Below are 16,510 nucleotides of genomic sequence, written 5' to 3'. Positions count from 1 at the left end.
TTCAACGACCCCCTGACACCTCACGTCTGGTCATAGCCAGCTCGTCGATATGTGTGATCGGAGCGGGCAGGGCGTTGTTGAGGTATCCAGCCCTGGCGATGGCCATGGATCCCACTGCCGAGGTGAGCAGCTGCGCGACGATCGCGATGATCGCTTTGACCAGGTTCAGTCCGCTGAAATCCATCAGCAGCGCGCCGAAGACGATGGACGCCACCCCCAGTCCCGCGGAGGTGCCCACCGCCGAGGCGCGCAGGTAGAGATCGGGCAGCTTGAACAGCCCGATCGCGGAGATGACGATCGTGGCGATGCCCACGAAGATGAACACCAGGCCGAAGATGTCGGCGATGTGATCCGGTTCCATCAGCGGCGACCTCCTGATCCGAGTCGTGCCATCGACAGCGCCGCCATGAAGCCCAGCAGCGTGGCGATGAGGATGATGTCGAAGAGCGCCTCGATATTGGTGCGCAGTCCGATCAGGGCGACGAAGCCGATGGTCGCGAAGAAGATCAGGTCTGCGGCCACAGCCCGGTCCATGGTGCGTGGGCCGATCAGCCCGCGCACGGCGGCGATGACCATGCCGATGGCCAGCAGGATCAGCGCGACCTCGAGAGTCCATTCGGAGATCATCGGCTCTCACCTGCCTCATCCAGCGGACGGACCACCGGAAGCTGGGTCGGACGGCTCAGGTCCCCGGGGACCCGCCGCATCGCGCGCAGCAGCCGGTCCTCCATCTCCTGGATCTCGGCCACCAGCTGCTCGCGGCTCTCCACGAACATCCCGTGCACGTAGAGGATGCCGTGCTCCTTGGAGATGGTGATGGTCAGCGTACCCGGGGTCAGCGTGATCAGCGAGGAGATCATCGTCCACTCGCTGTCGCTGCGCGAGGCGGCCGGCACCGCGATGATCGCGGGCCGCATCTTGGAACGTCCGCGCAGACGCAGCACCTCGGCGGTCACCGTGTAGTTCGAGATGATGAACTCCTTGGCGTACCAGAAGAGGAATCCGATGATCCGAAATGACCAGCTCATCATGCGCCGCTCACCGCCCTCACATAGTCCAATGGGTTGAGCAGGTTCTCTGCCGCGGTCTCCGACCAGCCCATCAGCAGCTCTGCCCCGAGTCCGAAGAACAGGGTGATCGCGGCCAGCAGGATCGCCGGGAAGATCAGCTTGAAGGGGACCTTGACGGCCTGCTTGCCGGCGAGCACCGCGGTGGTGGTCGCCGTCGGCGGTCCGATGGTCAGCGTGGGGGTCTCGGCCTGCGCCTGCACCCGCAGGTAGCGCTTGCCGTGCATGCGCTGCTGATAGGTCAGCGCGCGCTCCTGCAGGTCGTCGGGCTCTGACCCCATGAACACGCCGGTCCAGATCTTCAGCATCGAGAGCAGCGTGAAGATCGAGACCACCACCGCCACGGCGGCCACCCAGTAGTGGGATTCGGCCAAGGTGGCCTGGATGATCGCGAACTTCGCGACGAACCCGGAGAAGGGCGGCAGCCCGGCCAGCGAGAGCGCGGCCACCATGAAGGTCACCGCGATCAGCGGCTCACGTTTGAGCATGCCGCCGAGCTTGTCGATCTCTCCGGTGCCATAGGTCTCTTCGATCGCGCCGGTGGAGAGGAAGAGCGAGGCCTTCACGATCATGTGGTGGAGCAGATAGAAGATCGCGGCGGTGAGCCCCAGCAGGGTGAACAGTCCGACGCCGATCAAGATGTAGCCGATCTGGCTGATCATGTGGAAGACCAGGATGGACCGGGTGGTCTTCTCCCCCACCGCGCCGAGGACGCCGATGAGCATGGTGGCTGAGGTGATCACCAGAGCCACCCAGAGGAAGCGCTCGTCGCCGTCGAAGAGCAGCGAGTAGATCCGGTAGATCACGTAGATCGCGACCTTGGTATGGATCCCGGAGAACAGCGCGGTGACGGCCGGGGAGGTCATCGCATAGGTGCGGGTCAGCCAGCCGTGGACCGGCACGACCGCGGCCTTGATCGCGACGGCGGTCAGCACCACGCCACCGGCGAGGGCGACGGCGGGGTCATCCTTGCCCGCCCCATGCAGCTCCGCCAGGTTCACGGTGCCCGCGGTCGCGTAGACCAGGGCGATGCCCACCAGAAGCAGCGTGGAGGCCAGCAGGTTCACCGAGACATAGATCCGCGCCCCGTGGGCGCCGAGCTTGGCGCCCATCATGGCCAGCAGGCCATAGGACGGAAGCAGCATGACCTCGATGAACACGAAGAGGTTGAAGATGTCTCCGGTCATCAGCGCGCCGGAGACGCCGGCCATGAGCACCAGCACGAAGGGGTGGAAGAACCGAGCCCGGGCCTCGTGGGTGGCCATGGCGAAGAGCACGCTGGCGAAGGCCAGCACCGACATGATCATCAGCACCAGCGCGGAGAGTGCGTCGACCACGAACGGGATCGAGACCCCGTAGTCCCAGAGCCCGACCTGGTGGACCAGCACGGTCCCGTCGCCGGTGGCGATCACCAGCAGCACCGCGAAGATGAAGAGCGCGGCCAGGGTGCCCAGGCTGATCATGTGGCGGGCCAGACGCTTCTTGCGCAGCATGACGCCGACGGCGGCGAGCAGCAGCGGTATGCCGACCGCCAGCGGAAGCAGCGGAGGAAGTATCTCGGTCATCGGGCGTCTCCCTCCTGGGTCTCGGTGGGCGCCGTCGCCTGAGGCGCTGTCGCCCCGGGCTCGGCGGAGGAGGCAGTCCCCGGCGTCTTCTCCGGCCAGGGGTCTCCGGTCTCGTCCTCTCCGCGCTCCACCACGATGTCGCCGGACTCCGTGGTCAGACCGAAGAAGCCGGCGTCGTTGGTGTCGCCGCGGTCAGCGGCGAGCAGCAGGGCCGGCGAGACCTCGACGTCCTCGGTGTCGTCGTCGGTGGTGGTGGTGATCGCCAGGGTCACCATGAACATGGTGATGGAGAATGCGATCACGATGGCGGTCAGCACGAAGGCCTGCGGCAGCGGGTCGGCCTGTTCGCCGAGCTCGCCGGAGCCGATATAGGGCACGCCGCGGTAGGCGGTGTTGCCTGCCGCGAAGAACATCAGGTTCGCGGCGTGGCTGGCCAGGACGAAGCCCAGCACGATCCGCACCATTCCGCGCTGCATGAACAGATAGACGGCCGCGGCGGTGAGCAGCCCGACGGCGATGGCGATGCTCATCGGTCGTTCACCCCTTTCGGTTCGATGTCCGGGTGAACCCCGGGCCAGGACTCATCCGCCTGCACTTCGAACGGAAGGTCGCCGGGGTCGGCGTGATAGCCGGCGGGGACCTTCAGCGTGGAGAGCTCAGATTCGCTGGTGCCGCGCGCGCGGCGGTGTGCCTTGAGCAGCTCCGCAGGGTAGCGCTGCGCCTGACCGAGCCGGTCCAGCGCGACCAGCACCGCGCCGATCACGGCGAGATAGATGCCGACGTCGAAGATCAGCGCCGTGGTGAGTGAGAACCCTGCGTCGGAGCCCCACGGCATCGGGAGTCCCTCCACGATCACGATCGGGCGCAGATAGGAACCCTCGAGGAAGCCGGCGAAGCCGATGGCCGCGCCGGTGATGATGCCGCCGACGATGACCAGCGCATAGTCGAAGCGCAGCTTCACCGAGGTGTCGGAGGGGGCGACCAGGTAGCGCAGCGCGAAGAAGCCGCCGGCGACCAGCGCGGCGATGAACCCGCCGCCGGACTCGTAGTGGCCGCGCAGCAGCAGGATCAGCGAGAGCAGCACGATGAACGGCGCCATCCAGTTGAAGACGCTGCGCATGGCGGTGGTGTTGTCCCCGGCATGATCCAGCGGGGTCCCGGACCATTGCCGGGAGGCGGGCGGCTCGTTGTCCGAGGTGGCGAAGGAGGAGTTCAGCAGCGCCAGGATCGCGAAGCCTGCAACGCCGAGCACGGTGAGCTCTCCGAAGGTGTCCAGCGCGCGGAAGTCCACCAGGATGGAGTTCACCGCGTTGAGCGCGCCGGTCTCCTCGTAGGTGTTGAGCAGGTACCACTCGGCGACCGGGGACTGTCCGCGCCGGCCGGTGAGTGCGAAGGTGGCGGCGAAGGCCATCACGCCGAAGGACAGGGCCACCGCGATGGCGACGCTGCGCCGGGTGCGGGTGACCTTGTGGAAGCGCTTGGGCAGCTTGCGCAGCACCAGGACCAGCACCACCACGGTGAGGATCTCCACGAGCAGCTGGGTCATGCCCACATCCACCGCGCCGAGCGCGAAGTACCAGGCGGCGACCACGAACCCGGCGCCGCCGGCGAGGACGACCGCGGCGGCGCGGTTCTCTGCGATGACCGTGCCGGCCAGGAAGAAGACCAGCAGCCCGATCAGCACCCAGTCGGTCATCCGGGTGTTGCCGGGATCGAACTCTCCGACCACCGGCGCGGCGACCAGGCCGGCGATGAACACGCCGGCAAGCAGGATGCCCGGAGGGGCGAGGTGCACCGCGTGCACGTCGCTGCGTGTGATGTCTCCGACCCGGCGGCCGAAGTTGATGGCCCCCAGTCGCATGGACTCGGCCAGTTCGACGCCGGTGAACGGCAGGATCCTGCGCGGAATCAGGTTGTCCAGGCGGGCTCGCATCGCGACGACGAGCAGGCCGCCGCCGACGATCACCGCGGAGAGCATCAGCTCGGTGTTGAAGCCGTGCCAGAGCGCGAACTCCGCCGCATAGGTCCCGGTCTGAGCATCCTCGCCGGCCCGGGTGATCAGCCCGTCGAAGACGAAGGGGGTGAAGCCGAGCACCAGGCCCGCGGCGGCGGGCAGCAGCGCCGGCAGGTAGAAGCTGGCGGGCGCCTCATGGGGCGTGGTGGGGTCGATGGGCTCGTGGTATTCGTCCTTGGACCCGGTGCCGGTGTAGCTGGTGAACGCGCCGAGCACGATCCGGCCGCAGTAGGCGAAGGTGCCGATGGCGGCGAGAACCGCCATGCACGTCAGCGTCCAGGTCAGCGCGGCGGGCATGTCCGCGGAGAGGAAACCGGCGAGCAGGTGCTCCTTGGAGACGAAGCCCAGCAGCGGCGGGACCCCGGCCATGGAGAGTGAGGAGATCAGGGTGATGACCAGCGAGATGCGCATGGTCCTGCTCAGTCCGTTGAGCCGTCGGATGTCTCGCGAATGCGCCTCGTGCTCGATGATGCCCACCATCATGAACAGCGCGGACTTGAACAATGCGTGGGCGACCACGTGGATCGTGGCGGCCACCAGCGCGGTGGGGGTGCCGATGCCGATGACGGCGACCAGGAAGCCCAGCTGCGAGACCGTGGAGTAGGCCATGATCTCTTTGATGTCGTGGCGCTGCAGGGCGAAGAGGGCGCCCATCAGTGCGGTGGTCAGACCACAGCTGATCAGGAGCACCTGCCACAGCGTGGACTCTTCGAAGACCGGAGAGAAGCGCAGCAGCAGGTAGATGCCGGCCTTGACCATGGCCGCGGCGTGGAGGTAGGCCGAGACCGGCGCGGGGGCGACCATCGCATCGGGAAGCCACAGGTGGAAGGGGAACTGCGCGGACTTGGTGAAGGCGGCGAAGGCGATGAGCACCGCGACCACCGAGGTGAAGGTGGTGTTGTCCTGCCAGGCGCTGTGCGTGAGCGCCTCGGACATGGACGTGGTGCCGGTCTCCACGATGATCAGCAGCACCGCGGTGAGCAGGCCCAGCCCGCCTGCGGCGGTGATCAGCAGCGTGCGCTGGGCCGGGGCCGGGGCCTTGTCTCCGGAGCGGTTGATCAGGAAGAAGGAGCACAGCGTGGTGAACTCCCAGAACACGAAGAGCAGGATCAGGTCATCGGCGATGACCATCCCGCTCATCGCGAAGACGAACATCAGCATCCACAGGTAATAGTCCGAGGTCTTCTTCTTGACCGAGAAGTAGCGGGCCGAATAGGCCATCACCAGGGCGCCGATGAAGAGGATCAGCAGCAGGAAGACCATCCCGAGCCCGTCCAGGCGCAGGCTGAGGCCGACGTCGACCGTGGGAATCCAGGGAAGGTGCTCCTCGATCACTCCCCCATCCAGCAAGGTGCTCAGCCACGGCAGCGTGGCCACCCCGATGCCGGTCAGCGCCACGGCGGCGAAGAAGCCGGTGTCGCGACCGAGGGCGCGGTGGACCAGGGCGGCGATCGGGACCAGGGCCAGAGTCAGCATCAGGAGCACCATGAGCGTCATCGGCGGACCACCGCCGGCGCGCATGAGCGCATGGAAGGTCTTCGCGAGTGCATGGTGCCTCCAGTCGGTGCGGGTGAAACGGCGCGGTGAAGCTCATCGCCGACCAGTCTTCCCGGCACACCAGTGTTCGACTATATCTATGGGGCTGATCTCTCAGCAATCGAGTCGTGCTCATGGAGTGCGGACCATGCTCCGGTGTGATCCGTGCTACGGCAAGTGTGTCCTACTGCTCCTCGACGACGCCGCAGGCCACGCGGCTCACGGAGTCTCCACTGGTCAGGGTCTCGGCGTCGGGGCCGAAATTGCGCTCGGGGACGTTGCCATGGTTGTCCGCCTGGGCGTGGATGATCACGGAGCTGCCTTCTGCGCTGAGCAGGTCCTCCGGCGCGAGTCGATCGCTGACCAGGCTCAGCCAGCCGGTCCGGTCCTGGTTCACCAGCAGGTTCGGCAGATCTCCGGCATGGCCGGGGTGGGTCACTGCTTCGGGCTCTGCGGGCGGGACCTCCTCGGTGAGGTCATTCAGGTCGGTCTCCGGAGCTTCCTCCTGCGGAGCCTCTTCGCCCTCCACGATGCCCATGTCTTCCTCCATGGTCCCTACCAGGTGACCGCCGGAGGACTCGAAGTCTCCGAACACGCCGTCCTCCGAGCTGGACACCGGCTCGCACACGCCGCGTTCGTGGATGGTGATGCCCCGGAAGCCTGCGTCGACGTCGTGGACCTCGGCCTCGACGAGCACGCCGTTCTCGACCTCGGAGAAGCTCACCGTGCCGATGTCGTTGCCCGCCACGTCAGCGATCTCTGCGGAGGCGAATGGCTCCTCGGAGCCGTCCGGACCGGCGCCGCCCGCCTCGCCGTCCTCGTCCTCGGCCTCGGCCTCGGCGAGCTGAGCGTCCCCGGCGTCCGCGTCGTCGTCGGCGAGCGCGGGATCGCTCTGCTCAGCATCTGCATCGCCGCAGCCCGCCAGGGCCAGCGCCGCTGCCAGCGCGATCCCGGCCAGCGGAGCGCCGCGGAACCAGGGGGAGGCGGATCTGTGCGGTGGAATGCTCATGACCGCACAGCCTACCGGGCGCCCGCTCAGGCATGTGCACAGGGGTGGTCGAGGGCGCTGCTCAGGCGTGGGTGTGGGTCTCACCGGCGGCGATGCTGCGCGGCTCGAGCTGGAAGGTGGAGTGTTCCACCGCCACGTCGAAGTGTTCGGCCACGCAGGTCTTCAGCCGGCTCAGCGTCTCCGGCACGCAGCCTTCGCGGAAGCAGGCGTCATCGAGGACCACATGGGCGGAGATCACCGGCAGCCCGGTCGCGACCGTGGAGGCGTGCAGGTCGTGGACCTCCTGGACGTGGTCCTGGGCCAGCATGTGCGCCCTGACCTGCTCCAGGTCAAGCCCGCGAGGGGCGAACTCCAGCAGCACCCGCGCGGTCTCGCGCAGCAGCAGCAGCGCACGCGGAATGATCAGTGCGGCGATGGCCAGCGCGGCCACGGCGTCGGCCTGCTGCCAGCCGGTGGTCCAGATCACGACGGCTGCCACCATCACCGCCAGCGATCCCAGCGCATCGGCGGTGACCTCGAGGAACGCGGCACGCATGTTGAAGTTGGCCTTCCGGCCCGAGGCGAGCACCAGCAGCGAGATCACGTTGCCGGTCAGACCGACTGCCCCGAAGATCAGCAGCTCGATGTGCAGAATTGCGGGCGGTGCGCTGAGCCTGCCGATCCCCTCCACCGCGGCGTAGATGCCCACGCCCAGCAGCAGCGTCGCCTGCAGCAGCCCCGCCAGGATCTCCACGCGCCGGAAGCCCCAGGTGCGCTGGGATGTGGCGGCCCGGTGCATCAGTCCCGCCGCGACCAGGGCGACACCGAGGCCGATGCTGTCGGTGAGTGAATGCACGGCATCGGTGAGCAGCGCCAGCGAACCGGTGACCCAGGCCCCGATGGCCTGCGCCAGGACGACACCCACGGTGATGGCGCAGGCGATCGCCAGCCGACGGCGGTGTGAGCGCGTGCGTGCGGCAGTCTCGGAGGAGGCAGGGTCGTCGGCGCGGGCGCCGTGATCATGGTGGTGCATCGTGGCACCATTCTCCTGCGTTCCGCCGAGATCTCCCAAGCTGCGAGCCGGACGCAGAAGCGTTCTCAGCAAGGCGAGTGCGCTAGAGTCCCCACATGGTTGCTCAGAGAAACTATGTCATCAGCAATGCGCACATCCTGCCCATCAGCGGTGAGCCCTTCGACGGCTCCCTGGTGGTCACCGAGGGCCGGATCGCGGCCCTGGGGCCCGCTGTGGACCATCCTGCCGAGCATGAGGTCATCGATGCCGCCGGCGGCTGGGTACTGCCGGGACTCATCGATGCCCACGTGCACCTGGGGGTCCATGAGGAGGGCGAGGGCTGGGCCGGCGCCGATGTCAACGAGACCACCGATCCGGTGACCGCGGCCGTGCGCGCCCTGGATGCGATCAACCCGGCGGAGATCGGCTTCGCCGACGCCCGGGCCGCGGGCATCACCACCGTGAACGTGAATCCGGGGTCGGCCAATCCGATCGGCGGGCTCGCTGTGGCGCTGAAGACCCAGGGGCGGATCGTGGACGAGATGGTGCTGCGCTCCCCCTCGGGCCTGAAGTCAGCCCTGGGTGAGAACCCCAAGCGGATCTATGGGGAGCGCAAGCAGACCCCGAACACCCGGCTCGGGGTCGCGATGACCATCCGCAAGGCCTTCACCGAGGCCAGGAACTGGCAGGCCAAGGACCCGGCGGACCGGCCCGGGGATCTCGTCTCCGAGGCGCTGGCGCTGGTGCTCGACCGCAAGATCCCCTGGCGCCAGCACTGCCACCGCGCCGATGACATCGCCACCGCGCTGCGCCTGGCCGATGAGTTCGGCTATGAGCTGGTCCTGGATCACGGCACCGAGTCCTATAAGCTCGCCGACGTCATCGCCGATCGCGGCATTCCGGTGCTCTACGGGCCGATGATCGTCTCGCGCTCCAAGGTGGAGGTCCGCGACCGCAGCCCCAGGGCCCCGGGGATCCTCGCCCGCGCCGGGGTGAAGGTCTCGATCATCACCGATCATCCCGTGGTGCCCATCGAGTTCCTGATCCATCAGGCGGCCCTCGCGGTGCGCGAGGGCATGGACCCGGTCGAGGCGCTTCGGGCGATCACGATCAACCCGGCCGAGGTGCTCGGGGTGTCAGATCGAGTGGGGACCTTGGAGCCGGGCAAGGACGCGGACCTCGCGCTCTGGTCCGGAGATCCGCTGGACACCAGGAACCGGGTGCTGCACACCTGGATCGACGGAGCGCTGGTGTTCTCGCACGAGCCCGCCGAAGCCTCGGCCTGAGCCTCCGCGCCGGCCTGAGCCTGGCGCGCCGCGGCGATCCTGTCTCGAGCCACCTGCGGGCGCCTCCCACCGCGCCCGCAGACGGGCGGGACCTGGTGGCTGGACCCTGAGGGTGTTTGACTGGGCGCATGACTGAACCCCTCTCACCTCCCGATTCCGAACAGCCCCTCGCTCCCTCGGGATGCACGACCGGAACCCACGCGCAGATCACCGGTCGGGTGCAGGGGGTGACCTTTCGCGCATCGACGAAGGCCGAGGCCGATGACCTGGGACTGATCGGATGGGTCAGAAACACCGCCGACGGCGCGGTGGAGCTCCTGGTCGGCGGCGACGGTCCAGCGGTGGACGCGCTGCTGCGCTGGGCCGGGAAGGGACCCGAGTCCGCCGAGGTGACCGAGGTGCAGCAGCGTGAGGCGACCGAGGCGGATCTCGCCTCGCTGCCGCAGGCAGGCTTCGAGATCCGTCGCTGACACCAGCACCTCCCTCCCAAGGCGCATCGCTGTGCGACGGATTCCCCGACAGCCCTCAGGAAGCGACGGATGCGGCTGCGCGTCCCGCGGGAGACCCCAGATGCCCGCGGACGGGCTGCTGGTCCGCGGCCGGCGCGGTGAGTCCCAGCTCCTCCGGCAGCGCGGCCGCCTCGCCCAGCAGATGCTCGGCGAGGAAGCCCGAGACCACCTGGTACCAGATCTTCGCGTGCGCAGGACTGAGCACCCAGTGGTTCTCGTCGGGGAAGTAGAGGAACCGGTGTGCGCTGTGTCCGTCCTCATCCGCCGGCAGCCCCGATTTCGCGAGCAGCTCGTACCAGAGCCGCAGCCCCTCCCCGATCGGCACCCGGTAGTCCTTGTCGCCATGGATGACCAGCATCGGGGTCACGATCTTCTCCACATGCAGATGCGGTGAGTGCTCCGCGGCCATCCGCTCATCGAGCTCGTTGCGCCAGTACGAGGCCAAGTCCGTGGTGGGGCCGAACTGATCCAGCGCCCACAGCGAGGCATGGGTGACGATCGCGGAGAATCGGTCGGTCTGCCCGGCGATCCAGTTCGCCATGTACCCGCCGAAGGAGCCGCCCATCGCGGCGGTGCGCGTCGGGTCGATGTCCTTCCGCGCCTCGGTGGCGTCGGTGATCGCCATCAGATCGGTGAAGGGATGTCCTCCCCAGGAGTTCCAGCCGCGCTGGATGAAGTTCTGCCCATAACCGGTGGACAGCGCCGGGTCGGGCAGCAGCACCGCGTAGCCCTGCTCCACCATCAGCCAGGGGTTCCACCGCCAGGTCCAGGCGTTCCAGGAGTTCAGCGGCCCGCCGTGGATCCAGAGCAGCAGCGGTGCCGGCTGCTCCGTCGAGGCGGAGGCGGGAAGCGCAAGCCAGGCCCGCACCGGCGCACCGTCGGCCCCGGTGGTGGTGACCTCGGTCAGCGTGCCGGGCAGCTCCGGACGCACATGGGGATTCTGCAGCCGCGCGGCCTCCCCCGTGCTCAGGTCGATCGAGACCACCTCCTCAGGGAAGGCGTAGCTGGAGCGCATCCCGTAGGCGGTGTGACCGTCAGGGGCCACGACGACGGCGGAGTAGGTGGCGTCCTCGGTGGTGACCTGCTCCACCGCACCGCTGGTGGCGTCCACGCGGAAGACCGGACCGCGTCCGCCCTGGTCGGCCAGCGCGAGCAGTCCTGAGCCGTCCGGCAGCCAGGCCGCGGGGGTGAGCCACAGGTCAGCGTCCTCGGCGAGCCGGGTCAGCGCGCCGGTGTGCAGGTCCAGAAGGTGCAGCTGCGGCTGCGGGGCTCGCTGCGGCGTCGGCTGGGCAGAGCGCACGACGGCGGCGCTAAGCCCATCGGGGCTGATCCCCCCGGCGCTGAAGGTGTACCCGGGTTCGTCCGCGATGATCCGACGCTCACCGGTGGCGGTGTCCACCACCGCCAGAGCGGTGCGCTGACCGGCCCGGACTTCGGGCACGACGACGCTGATCAGCGCGACGGTGCCATCCGGGCTGACCTTCACGTCTCCGCCGAAGCGAGCTCCGAGACCCTCAGTGAGGGGGCGAAGGCTGGCCTGCTCGGAATCCGTGGGGAGGGCCGCGGCGTCGGCCGTGGACTCCAGGGCGAACAGGCTCGGGCGGGCCGGGCCGAGATCGTGGTCCCAGAAGCGGATCGGGTATCCGGTGTGCAGGATCGCCTTGACCGAGGCCTCCTCGCGCTGCCGGTGCAGCTGCTCGTGAGCCTCCTCGGAGCCGGCCCCGGGGAGCAGCGGCGCGGTGAGCAGGATGGTGGACCCCTGCTGGGCGCAGTGCGGCTGACTCACGCCACCGGCGCGTCGACTGACCAGCACCGATTCACCTCCGTCCGCGGGGAGCCTGTACAGGGCGGAGCTCTTCTCCTCGGGCTTCTCCCCCGGGCGGTCCGAGGTGAAGTAGAGATCACCTGTGGCAGAGAACCCCGGAGCACCCTCGCCCTTGGGGCTGCGGGTGAGCCGGCGGGCGGGACGGGCGCCGCTGGGGTCGATCTCCCAGAGCGCACCGGTGTAGCCATCACCTGCGCTGTTGACCGTGGAGACGGTGGTGACCAGCCGGGAACCGTCGGGGCTGAGCGTGAGACCGCCGAGGCGAGGATGGGTGACGAAGTGGTCCAGGTCGGAGAAGATGCTCGAGCTGCGCTGTGTCATGGTGCTGTTCTACCAGCGACCGCCAGCATATGGTTGCATTGTACAACTACCGGCGTGGTGGACAGCGCTACCCTGGTGCTGTGACTTCTGACGCGACCCCCGAGACGACTCCTGCGACGACCTCTGCGATGACCTCCGGACCCGCGATCGGCCCCGACGGTCTGCCCCGCACACCCTGGGCGCTCGGCAGCGAGATGATGCTGCGCTACTACGACACCGAATGGGGGATGCCGATCCGTGCCGAGCACGGCCTCTTCGAACGGCTGAGCCTGGAGGGGTTTCAGGCCGGCCTCTCCTGGTCCACCATCCTGGTCAAGCGGGAGAACTTCCGTGCCGCCTTCGCCGGGTTCGATCCCGAGGTGGTCGCGGACTACGCCGAGGAGGACATCCTGCGGCTGCTCGACGACGCCGGGATCATCCGTCACCGCGGGAAGATCACCGCGACCATCGGCAATGCCCGGGCCACCCTGGCGCTGCGTGACCGCGGTGGCCTGTCCGCGCTGATCTGGTCCTACAAGCCCGAGCAGACCCCCGTGCCGCAGACGATGGAGCAGGTGCCCACCCGGTCAGCGGAGTCAGAAGCCCTGGCCAGGCGGCTCAAGGCGGAAGGGTTCCGGTTCGTCGGTCCCACCACCGCTTTCGCCCTGATGGAGGCCATCGGGATGGTGGACACCCACCTGGTGGGCTCGCACCGCCGGGGCGCCTCAGGGATCGCCTTCACCAACCAGCGCGGCTGAACCGGACGGCGCCGACCAAGAGGGATGATGCAGCACTGAGTCAATGCGGGCGCTGGAGCTCGATGACCCGGTCCATGTCATCATCCGGTGCGAGCCGGTTCCGATCCACCTGTCCGCACCGGGTGCAGCGGTGGAGCAGCAGGAAGCCCTTCTTGCCGGTGTGGTCCACCCCGATGGGTTCCATCGCCGCCCCACAGTCGGCGGCGCGATCGCCCGGGGTGATGTCCACATGCCGGGAGTACAGGCAGCGCGGGCAGTGGTTCCGGTAGCTGCCGCCGAGCTGTCTGGGAATCGGCTGCCCGCAGTGGATGCAGTCGAAGCCGGTGTTCTCGGCCTCCCTGCTCATGCCGTGGGCGCGCTCTCTCCGGCGTCGGAAGTGGCCTCGGCCGAGAGCGCGTGCTGAGCCATCGCGGTGGAGTACATGCAGACCGTGGCCGCGGTGGCCACGTTCAATGATTCGGCAGCTCCGAAGAGCGGGATCGCCACGCGGTGATCGGCGAGCTCGCGCTCAGCGTGGGTCAGTCCGTGGGCCTCGTGGCCGAACAGCCACAGGGTGGGGGCCGCGGGGTTGGCCAGCTCGGCGAGCTGGGTCTCACCCCGGCCATCGGCGGCGAGCACCTGGAAGCCCTTGGCGCGGGCCGCCTCGGTCAGGTCGGCCGGTTCGACCCCGGTGAAGATCGGCACGTGGAAGTGTGAGCCCGCGGCGGAGCGGACGACCTTGGGGCTCCACGGATCCACGGTCCCCGCCGAGAGCACGACGGCGCCGGCACCGGCGGCATCCGCGGTGCGGATGATCGTGCCGGCGTTGCCCGGGTCCTGCAGCCGAAGCATGGCCGCGACCTGCCCGGCACCCTGGGCGATCTGCTCGAGCTGGGCGTCCAGAGCTTCTCGCCGGGTGGAGACAGCGGGGATGCGGCAGACCGCAAGCATGCCCTGGGAGGTCTCGGCGTCGCCCATTGCGCGCAGCGCCTCCGGAGTGGCTTCGCGCAGAAAGACCCGGGCGTTCGAGGGCAGCTGAGTCTCGGGGTTGAAGAGCACCCCGCGCATCCGGTCCAGCAGCGCGAGCACATCGGGGTGGCGCTCCAGGGCTGCGGGATCGAAGAAGAGAGCGTCCAGTTCGGGGAAGGGCTGCGGGCCCTGTTCCTGCTCCCACTGGCGCAGCCAGATCGTCAGCGCCTCGCGGACCGGCTGGGGCCCCTCGGCCAGGAAGAGTCCCTGCTTGTGGCGCGCGGACCGCCCGGCAAGAGCCGCCACGCGGCGGACGCGGTCAGACTTCGGGTTGTCGACGAGCTCGGGGTCGGTGTGCTGGGACATGATTCTCTCTTCTCCTGCTGAATGGACTGCTCATGCATCTCGGGGTGCTCATAGGTTCAGCACGGTGGAGCAGGTGCTGCGTGAATGGTGCTTCGCCAGCGGTGCTGGCACAAAGAAGGCGCCGCCCCCGGTGAGGAGACGGCGCCTTCTGTCACACTGCGTCGAGTCAGACTCGAGCGGCGTTGACGTCCTGCGGGAGCGCCTTGCGGGCGGTCTCGACCAGAACGCCGAATGAGTTGGCGTCGTAGACGGCCAGCTCAGCAAGCATGCGACGATCAACCTCGACTCCAGCGGCCTTCAGGCCCTGGATGAAGCGGTTGTAGGTCATCCCGTGCGAGCGGGCAGCGGCATTGATGCGCTGGATCCACAGGCGGCGGAAGTCACCCTTGCGCTTCTTGCGGTGCTGGTAGTTGTAGACGTACGAGTGCAGCAGCTGCTCTTTTGCCTTGCGGTAGAGGCGTGAGCGCTGTCCGCGGTAGCCGGAGGCCCTGTCTAGGACCTTGCGGCGCTTCTTATGGCCATTGACGGCCCTCTTTACACGTGCCACGTGATATCTCCTTGAGTCTTAAAGTCTTCGGTGATGAAAGTGCTGAGGCTCAGATGCCCAGCATCCGCTTGATGCGCTTCTCGTCAGCCTTGGTGACCAGTTGGTCCCCGGCCAGGCGGCGCTTCAGGCGTGAAGACTTGTGCTCCAGGTAGTGGCGACGGTTGGCCTGCTGGCGCTTGAGCTTGCCAGAACCGGTCAGCTTGAACCGCTTCTTGGCCCCGCTGTGGGTCTTCATCTTCGGCATGGTGCCGTTCTCCTTATGTCGTTCGGACCTGCAACGCCTGTGCTCTCCAGCGACGAGCCGAAGCTCATCTGCTGACGCGGCGGCGCAGAGGTGGGTCATCGACGCGCGGCCGAGGCTGCTCTCGCAGCGACGGAGATCCACGCATCAGACCCCTTTTGGGTGGTGGCGACAGCACCTTGCAGCGCTGTCACACAAACCAGCGCACCAGTCTACGTCATGAGAATGGTGCGCGGGTTCACCGTGAGGAGAGAAGGCCTCTAGAGGTTCTTCAGCTCATCCGGCAGATAATCGGCCATGGAGTTCGAGAGCGGGGTCGCGTCCTTCTTCTCCGTGGGCAGGCGCTCCGCGTTCTTCCGCGAGCGGCGCTCGTTCTTCACCTTGGGAGCCTCGGCCTCGGCGTCAGCCTCGGTCGGCTCCTCCTTCTTGGCCTGGTTCTTCGCCATCGCCTTGGCCTCGGCCTTGGTCTTGAGCGGACCGACGACCATCACCATGTGGCGGCCGTCCTGGCGCGGGGAGGATTCCACGGCGCCGAGGTCGGCGACGTCCTGGGAGAAGCGCTGCAGGAGGCGAACACCCATCTCGGGGCGCTGCTGCTCACGACCGCGGAACTGGATCATGGCCTTGACCTTGTCGCCGGCATCGAGGAAGCGACGGGCGTGACCGACCTTGGTGTTGTAGTCGTGGTCATCGATCTTCAGCCGGAAACGGACCTCCTTGAGCACCGTGGTGCTCTGGTTCTTCCGTGATTCACGAGCCTTGACCGCTGCCTCGTATTTGTACTTGCCGAAATCCATCAGCTTGCAGACGGGAGGTTTGGCCTGGGGCGCAACCTCTACCAGATCCAGATCGGACTCAGTGGCGAGACGCAGGGCGTCTTCAATGCGCACGACGCCCACCTGCTCCCCCTGGGGGCCGACAAGGCGGACTTCTGGTACGCGGATGCGTTCGTTGATGCGTGGTTCGCTGATCTGTCTAGCTCCTGTTGTGAGGAATTCGGTGAATGGGGAGTCACCGGCCAGTGCGCCCAATGAGCTCAACTGGGAGGTGATCGCCGTGTTGAGTGCGTTTAGCGCGGCCGATGAGACTGTGACAAGCTTACCAGCATGCAGAGTGAGCAGAATAACCACGCCGAGAATCCCGATCTCGCCCAGGCGGTCAACCAGCGGTCCCGCGACATCTCCGAGGTGCCCGCGGTGGAGCTGATCAACACCGTCGCCGTGCACCTGATGAGTGCCGCCGCGGTCAAGACCGGCCTCGCCGATGACCCCAAGGCGGAGGAGCTCAAGGACCTCGATGAGGCCCGCAAGCTGATCACCGCCCTTGCAGGTCTGATCACCGCCGCCGCCCCCGAGGTCGGCTCGACCCACGCCGCGCCGCTGCGCGACGGGCTGCGCTCGCTCCAGCTCGCCTTCCGCGAAGAGTCCACCGTCCCGGATGCACCCGGGAAGGGTCCCGGCGAGAAGTGGACCGGCCCGGTCAACTGACCCTTTCATGAGAACCAGATGAGATCAGGATGAGAGAACTCGGAAGAGACTCTCATCCTGG

The 16,510-nt window shown here is 67.7% G+C and carries 18 protein-coding genes; 4 read left to right on the top strand and 14 right to left on the bottom strand.

Features of this window, described 5'->3' with window-relative positions; genetic code table 11:
- Position 1 precedes the first annotated feature (1 nt).
- The 8 genes from LTH96_RS02010 to LTH96_RS01975 form a co-directional block, all read right to left on the bottom strand.
- Positions 2 to 361, bottom strand: a complete 360-nt coding sequence (locus tag LTH96_RS02010) for a monovalent cation/H(+) antiporter subunit G (RefSeq protein WP_241464003.1) — start codon at positions 359 to 361, stop codon at positions 2 to 4.
- Positions 361 to 627, bottom strand: coding sequence for a monovalent cation/H+ antiporter complex subunit F (locus LTH96_RS02005; RefSeq protein ID WP_241464002.1), 267 nt, complete (start codon positions 625 to 627; stop codon positions 361 to 363). The genes LTH96_RS02010 and LTH96_RS02005 overlap by 1 nt, the downstream gene beginning before the upstream one ends.
- Positions 624 to 1,031 (bottom strand): Na+/H+ antiporter subunit E, encoded by a 408-nt coding sequence (locus LTH96_RS02000; protein WP_241464001.1) that lies wholly within the window; start codon positions 1,029 to 1,031, stop codon positions 624 to 626. The genes LTH96_RS02005 and LTH96_RS02000 overlap by 4 nt, the downstream gene beginning before the upstream one ends.
- Complete coding sequence (locus LTH96_RS01995) at positions 1,028 to 2,632, bottom strand: monovalent cation/H+ antiporter subunit D family protein (RefSeq protein ID WP_241464000.1); 1,605 nt, start codon at positions 2,630 to 2,632, stop codon at positions 1,028 to 1,030. The genes LTH96_RS02000 and LTH96_RS01995 overlap by 4 nt, the downstream gene beginning before the upstream one ends.
- Positions 2,629 to 3,162 (bottom strand): sodium:proton antiporter, encoded by a 534-nt coding sequence (locus LTH96_RS01990; protein ID WP_241463999.1) that lies wholly within the window; start codon positions 3,160 to 3,162, stop codon positions 2,629 to 2,631. The genes LTH96_RS01995 and LTH96_RS01990 overlap by 4 nt, the downstream gene beginning before the upstream one ends.
- The gene (locus LTH96_RS01985; protein WP_241463998.1) at positions 3,159 to 6,167 is read right to left on the bottom strand and encodes a DUF4040 family protein; all 3,009 of its coding nucleotides are present in this window, start codon (positions 6,165 to 6,167) and stop codon (positions 3,159 to 3,161) included. The genes LTH96_RS01990 and LTH96_RS01985 overlap by 4 nt, the downstream gene beginning before the upstream one ends.
- Before the next feature lie 199 nt (positions 6,168 to 6,366).
- A complete protein-coding gene (locus tag LTH96_RS01980) occupies positions 6,367 to 7,191 on the bottom strand; it encodes a superoxide dismutase family protein (protein WP_241463996.1) in 825 nt (274 codons plus the stop codon).
- A gap of 61 nt (positions 7,192 to 7,252) precedes the next feature.
- The gene (locus LTH96_RS01975; RefSeq protein ID WP_241463994.1) at positions 7,253 to 8,203 is read right to left on the bottom strand and encodes a cation diffusion facilitator family transporter; all 951 of its coding nucleotides are present in this window, start codon (positions 8,201 to 8,203) and stop codon (positions 7,253 to 7,255) included.
- 95 nt (positions 8,204 to 8,298) lie between these two features.
- Between LTH96_RS01975 and LTH96_RS01970 the strand changes: the two genes are divergently transcribed.
- Entirely contained in the window at positions 8,299 to 9,468 is a 1,170-nt protein-coding gene (locus LTH96_RS01970; protein WP_241463992.1) for an amidohydrolase, read from the top strand.
- Positions 9,469 to 9,596: 128 nt separating this feature from the next.
- Positions 9,597 to 9,938, top strand: coding sequence for an acylphosphatase (locus tag LTH96_RS01965; RefSeq protein WP_241463990.1), 342 nt, complete (start codon positions 9,597 to 9,599; stop codon positions 9,936 to 9,938).
- Between the two features lie 55 nt (positions 9,939 to 9,993).
- Here the strand turns inward: LTH96_RS01965 and LTH96_RS01960 are convergent, their stop codons facing one another.
- Positions 9,994 to 12,123, bottom strand: a complete 2,130-nt coding sequence (locus LTH96_RS01960) for a S9 family peptidase (protein ID WP_241463988.1) — start codon at positions 12,121 to 12,123, stop codon at positions 9,994 to 9,996.
- Between the two features lie 128 nt (positions 12,124 to 12,251).
- Between LTH96_RS01960 and LTH96_RS01955 the strand changes: the two genes are divergently transcribed.
- Entirely contained in the window at positions 12,252 to 12,860 is a 609-nt protein-coding gene (locus tag LTH96_RS01955; RefSeq protein WP_241464434.1) for a DNA-3-methyladenine glycosylase I, read from the top strand.
- 40 nt (positions 12,861 to 12,900) lie between these two features.
- Here LTH96_RS01955 and LTH96_RS01950 read toward each other — a convergent pair whose 3' ends face one another.
- The 5 genes from LTH96_RS01950 to infC form a co-directional block, all read right to left on the bottom strand.
- Positions 12,901 to 13,206 (bottom strand): RNHCP domain-containing protein, encoded by a 306-nt coding sequence (locus tag LTH96_RS01950; protein WP_241463987.1) that lies wholly within the window; start codon positions 13,204 to 13,206, stop codon positions 12,901 to 12,903.
- Complete coding sequence (locus tag LTH96_RS01945; protein ID WP_241463985.1) at positions 13,203 to 14,174, bottom strand: RNA methyltransferase; 972 nt, start codon at positions 14,172 to 14,174, stop codon at positions 13,203 to 13,205. The genes LTH96_RS01950 and LTH96_RS01945 overlap by 4 nt, the downstream gene beginning before the upstream one ends.
- A 166-nt stretch (positions 14,175 to 14,340) precedes the next feature.
- Positions 14,341 to 14,721 (bottom strand): 50S ribosomal protein L20, encoded by a 381-nt coding sequence (rplT, locus tag LTH96_RS01940; protein WP_058888465.1) that lies wholly within the window; start codon positions 14,719 to 14,721, stop codon positions 14,341 to 14,343.
- Between the two features lie 49 nt (positions 14,722 to 14,770).
- Entirely contained in the window at positions 14,771 to 14,965 is a 195-nt protein-coding gene (gene rpmI / locus LTH96_RS01935; protein WP_241463983.1) for a 50S ribosomal protein L35, read from the bottom strand.
- Positions 14,966 to 15,222: 257 nt separating this feature from the next.
- Positions 15,223 to 15,993: a translation initiation factor IF-3 gene (gene infC / locus LTH96_RS01930; protein WP_241464433.1), complete on the bottom strand. Its 771-nt coding sequence runs from the start codon at positions 15,991 to 15,993 to the stop codon at positions 15,223 to 15,225.
- Between the two features lie 75 nt (positions 15,994 to 16,068).
- Here infC and LTH96_RS01925 point away from each other — a divergent pair, with 75 nt between their 5' ends.
- Entirely contained in the window at positions 16,069 to 16,449 is a 381-nt protein-coding gene (locus LTH96_RS01925) for a DUF1844 domain-containing protein (RefSeq protein ID WP_241463981.1), read from the top strand.
- Positions 16,450 to 16,510: the final 61 nt, after the last annotated feature.

Source organism: Nesterenkonia sp. LB17, assembly GCF_022565915.1.
In the GTDB taxonomy this organism is placed as follows: Bacteria; Actinomycetota; Actinomycetes; order Actinomycetales; family Micrococcaceae; genus Nesterenkonia.
This window is presented reverse-complemented; position numbering and strand designations above follow the sequence as displayed.

Excerpts from the sequence above, each read along its gene's own strand:
- LTH96_RS02010 (WP_241464003.1), bottom strand. The coding sequence starts at position 361 with ATGGAACCGGATCACATCGCCGACATCTTCGGCCTGGTGTTCATCTTC.
- LTH96_RS02005 (WP_241464002.1), bottom strand. The coding sequence starts at position 627 with ATGATCTCCGAATGGACTCTCGAGGTCGCGCTGATCCTGCTGGCCATC.
- LTH96_RS02000 (WP_241464001.1), bottom strand. The coding sequence starts at position 1,031 with ATGATGAGCTGGTCATTTCGGATCATCGGATTCCTCTTCTGGTACGCC.
- LTH96_RS01995 (WP_241464000.1), bottom strand. The coding sequence starts at position 2,632 with ATGACCGAGATACTTCCTCCGCTGCTTCCGCTGGCGGTCGGCATACCG.
- LTH96_RS01990 (WP_241463999.1), bottom strand. The coding sequence starts at position 3,162 with ATGAGCATCGCCATCGCCGTCGGGCTGCTCACCGCCGCGGCCGTCTAT.
- LTH96_RS01985 (WP_241463998.1), bottom strand. The coding sequence starts at position 6,167 with ATGCGCGCCGGCGGTGGTCCGCCGATGACGCTCATGGTGCTCCTGATG.
- LTH96_RS01980 (WP_241463996.1), bottom strand. The coding sequence starts at position 7,191 with ATGAGCATTCCACCGCACAGATCCGCCTCCCCCTGGTTCCGCGGCGCT.
- LTH96_RS01975 (WP_241463994.1), bottom strand. The coding sequence starts at position 8,203 with ATGCACCACCATGATCACGGCGCCCGCGCCGACGACCCTGCCTCCTCC.
- LTH96_RS01970 (WP_241463992.1), top strand. The coding sequence starts at position 8,299 with ATGGTTGCTCAGAGAAACTATGTCATCAGCAATGCGCACATCCTGCCC.
- LTH96_RS01965 (WP_241463990.1), top strand. The coding sequence starts at position 9,597 with ATGACTGAACCCCTCTCACCTCCCGATTCCGAACAGCCCCTCGCTCCC.
- LTH96_RS01960 (WP_241463988.1), bottom strand. The coding sequence starts at position 12,123 with ATGACACAGCGCAGCTCGAGCATCTTCTCCGACCTGGACCACTTCGTC.
- LTH96_RS01955 (WP_241464434.1), top strand. The coding sequence starts at position 12,252 with ATGACCTCCGGACCCGCGATCGGCCCCGACGGTCTGCCCCGCACACCC.
- LTH96_RS01950 (WP_241463987.1), bottom strand. The coding sequence starts at position 13,206 with ATGAGCAGGGAGGCCGAGAACACCGGCTTCGACTGCATCCACTGCGGG.
- LTH96_RS01945 (WP_241463985.1), bottom strand. The coding sequence starts at position 14,174 with ATGTCCCAGCACACCGACCCCGAGCTCGTCGACAACCCGAAGTCTGAC.
- rpmI (WP_241463983.1), bottom strand. The coding sequence starts at position 14,965 with ATGCCGAAGATGAAGACCCACAGCGGGGCCAAGAAGCGGTTCAAGCTG.
- LTH96_RS01925 (WP_241463981.1), top strand. The coding sequence starts at position 16,069 with ATGCAGAGTGAGCAGAATAACCACGCCGAGAATCCCGATCTCGCCCAG.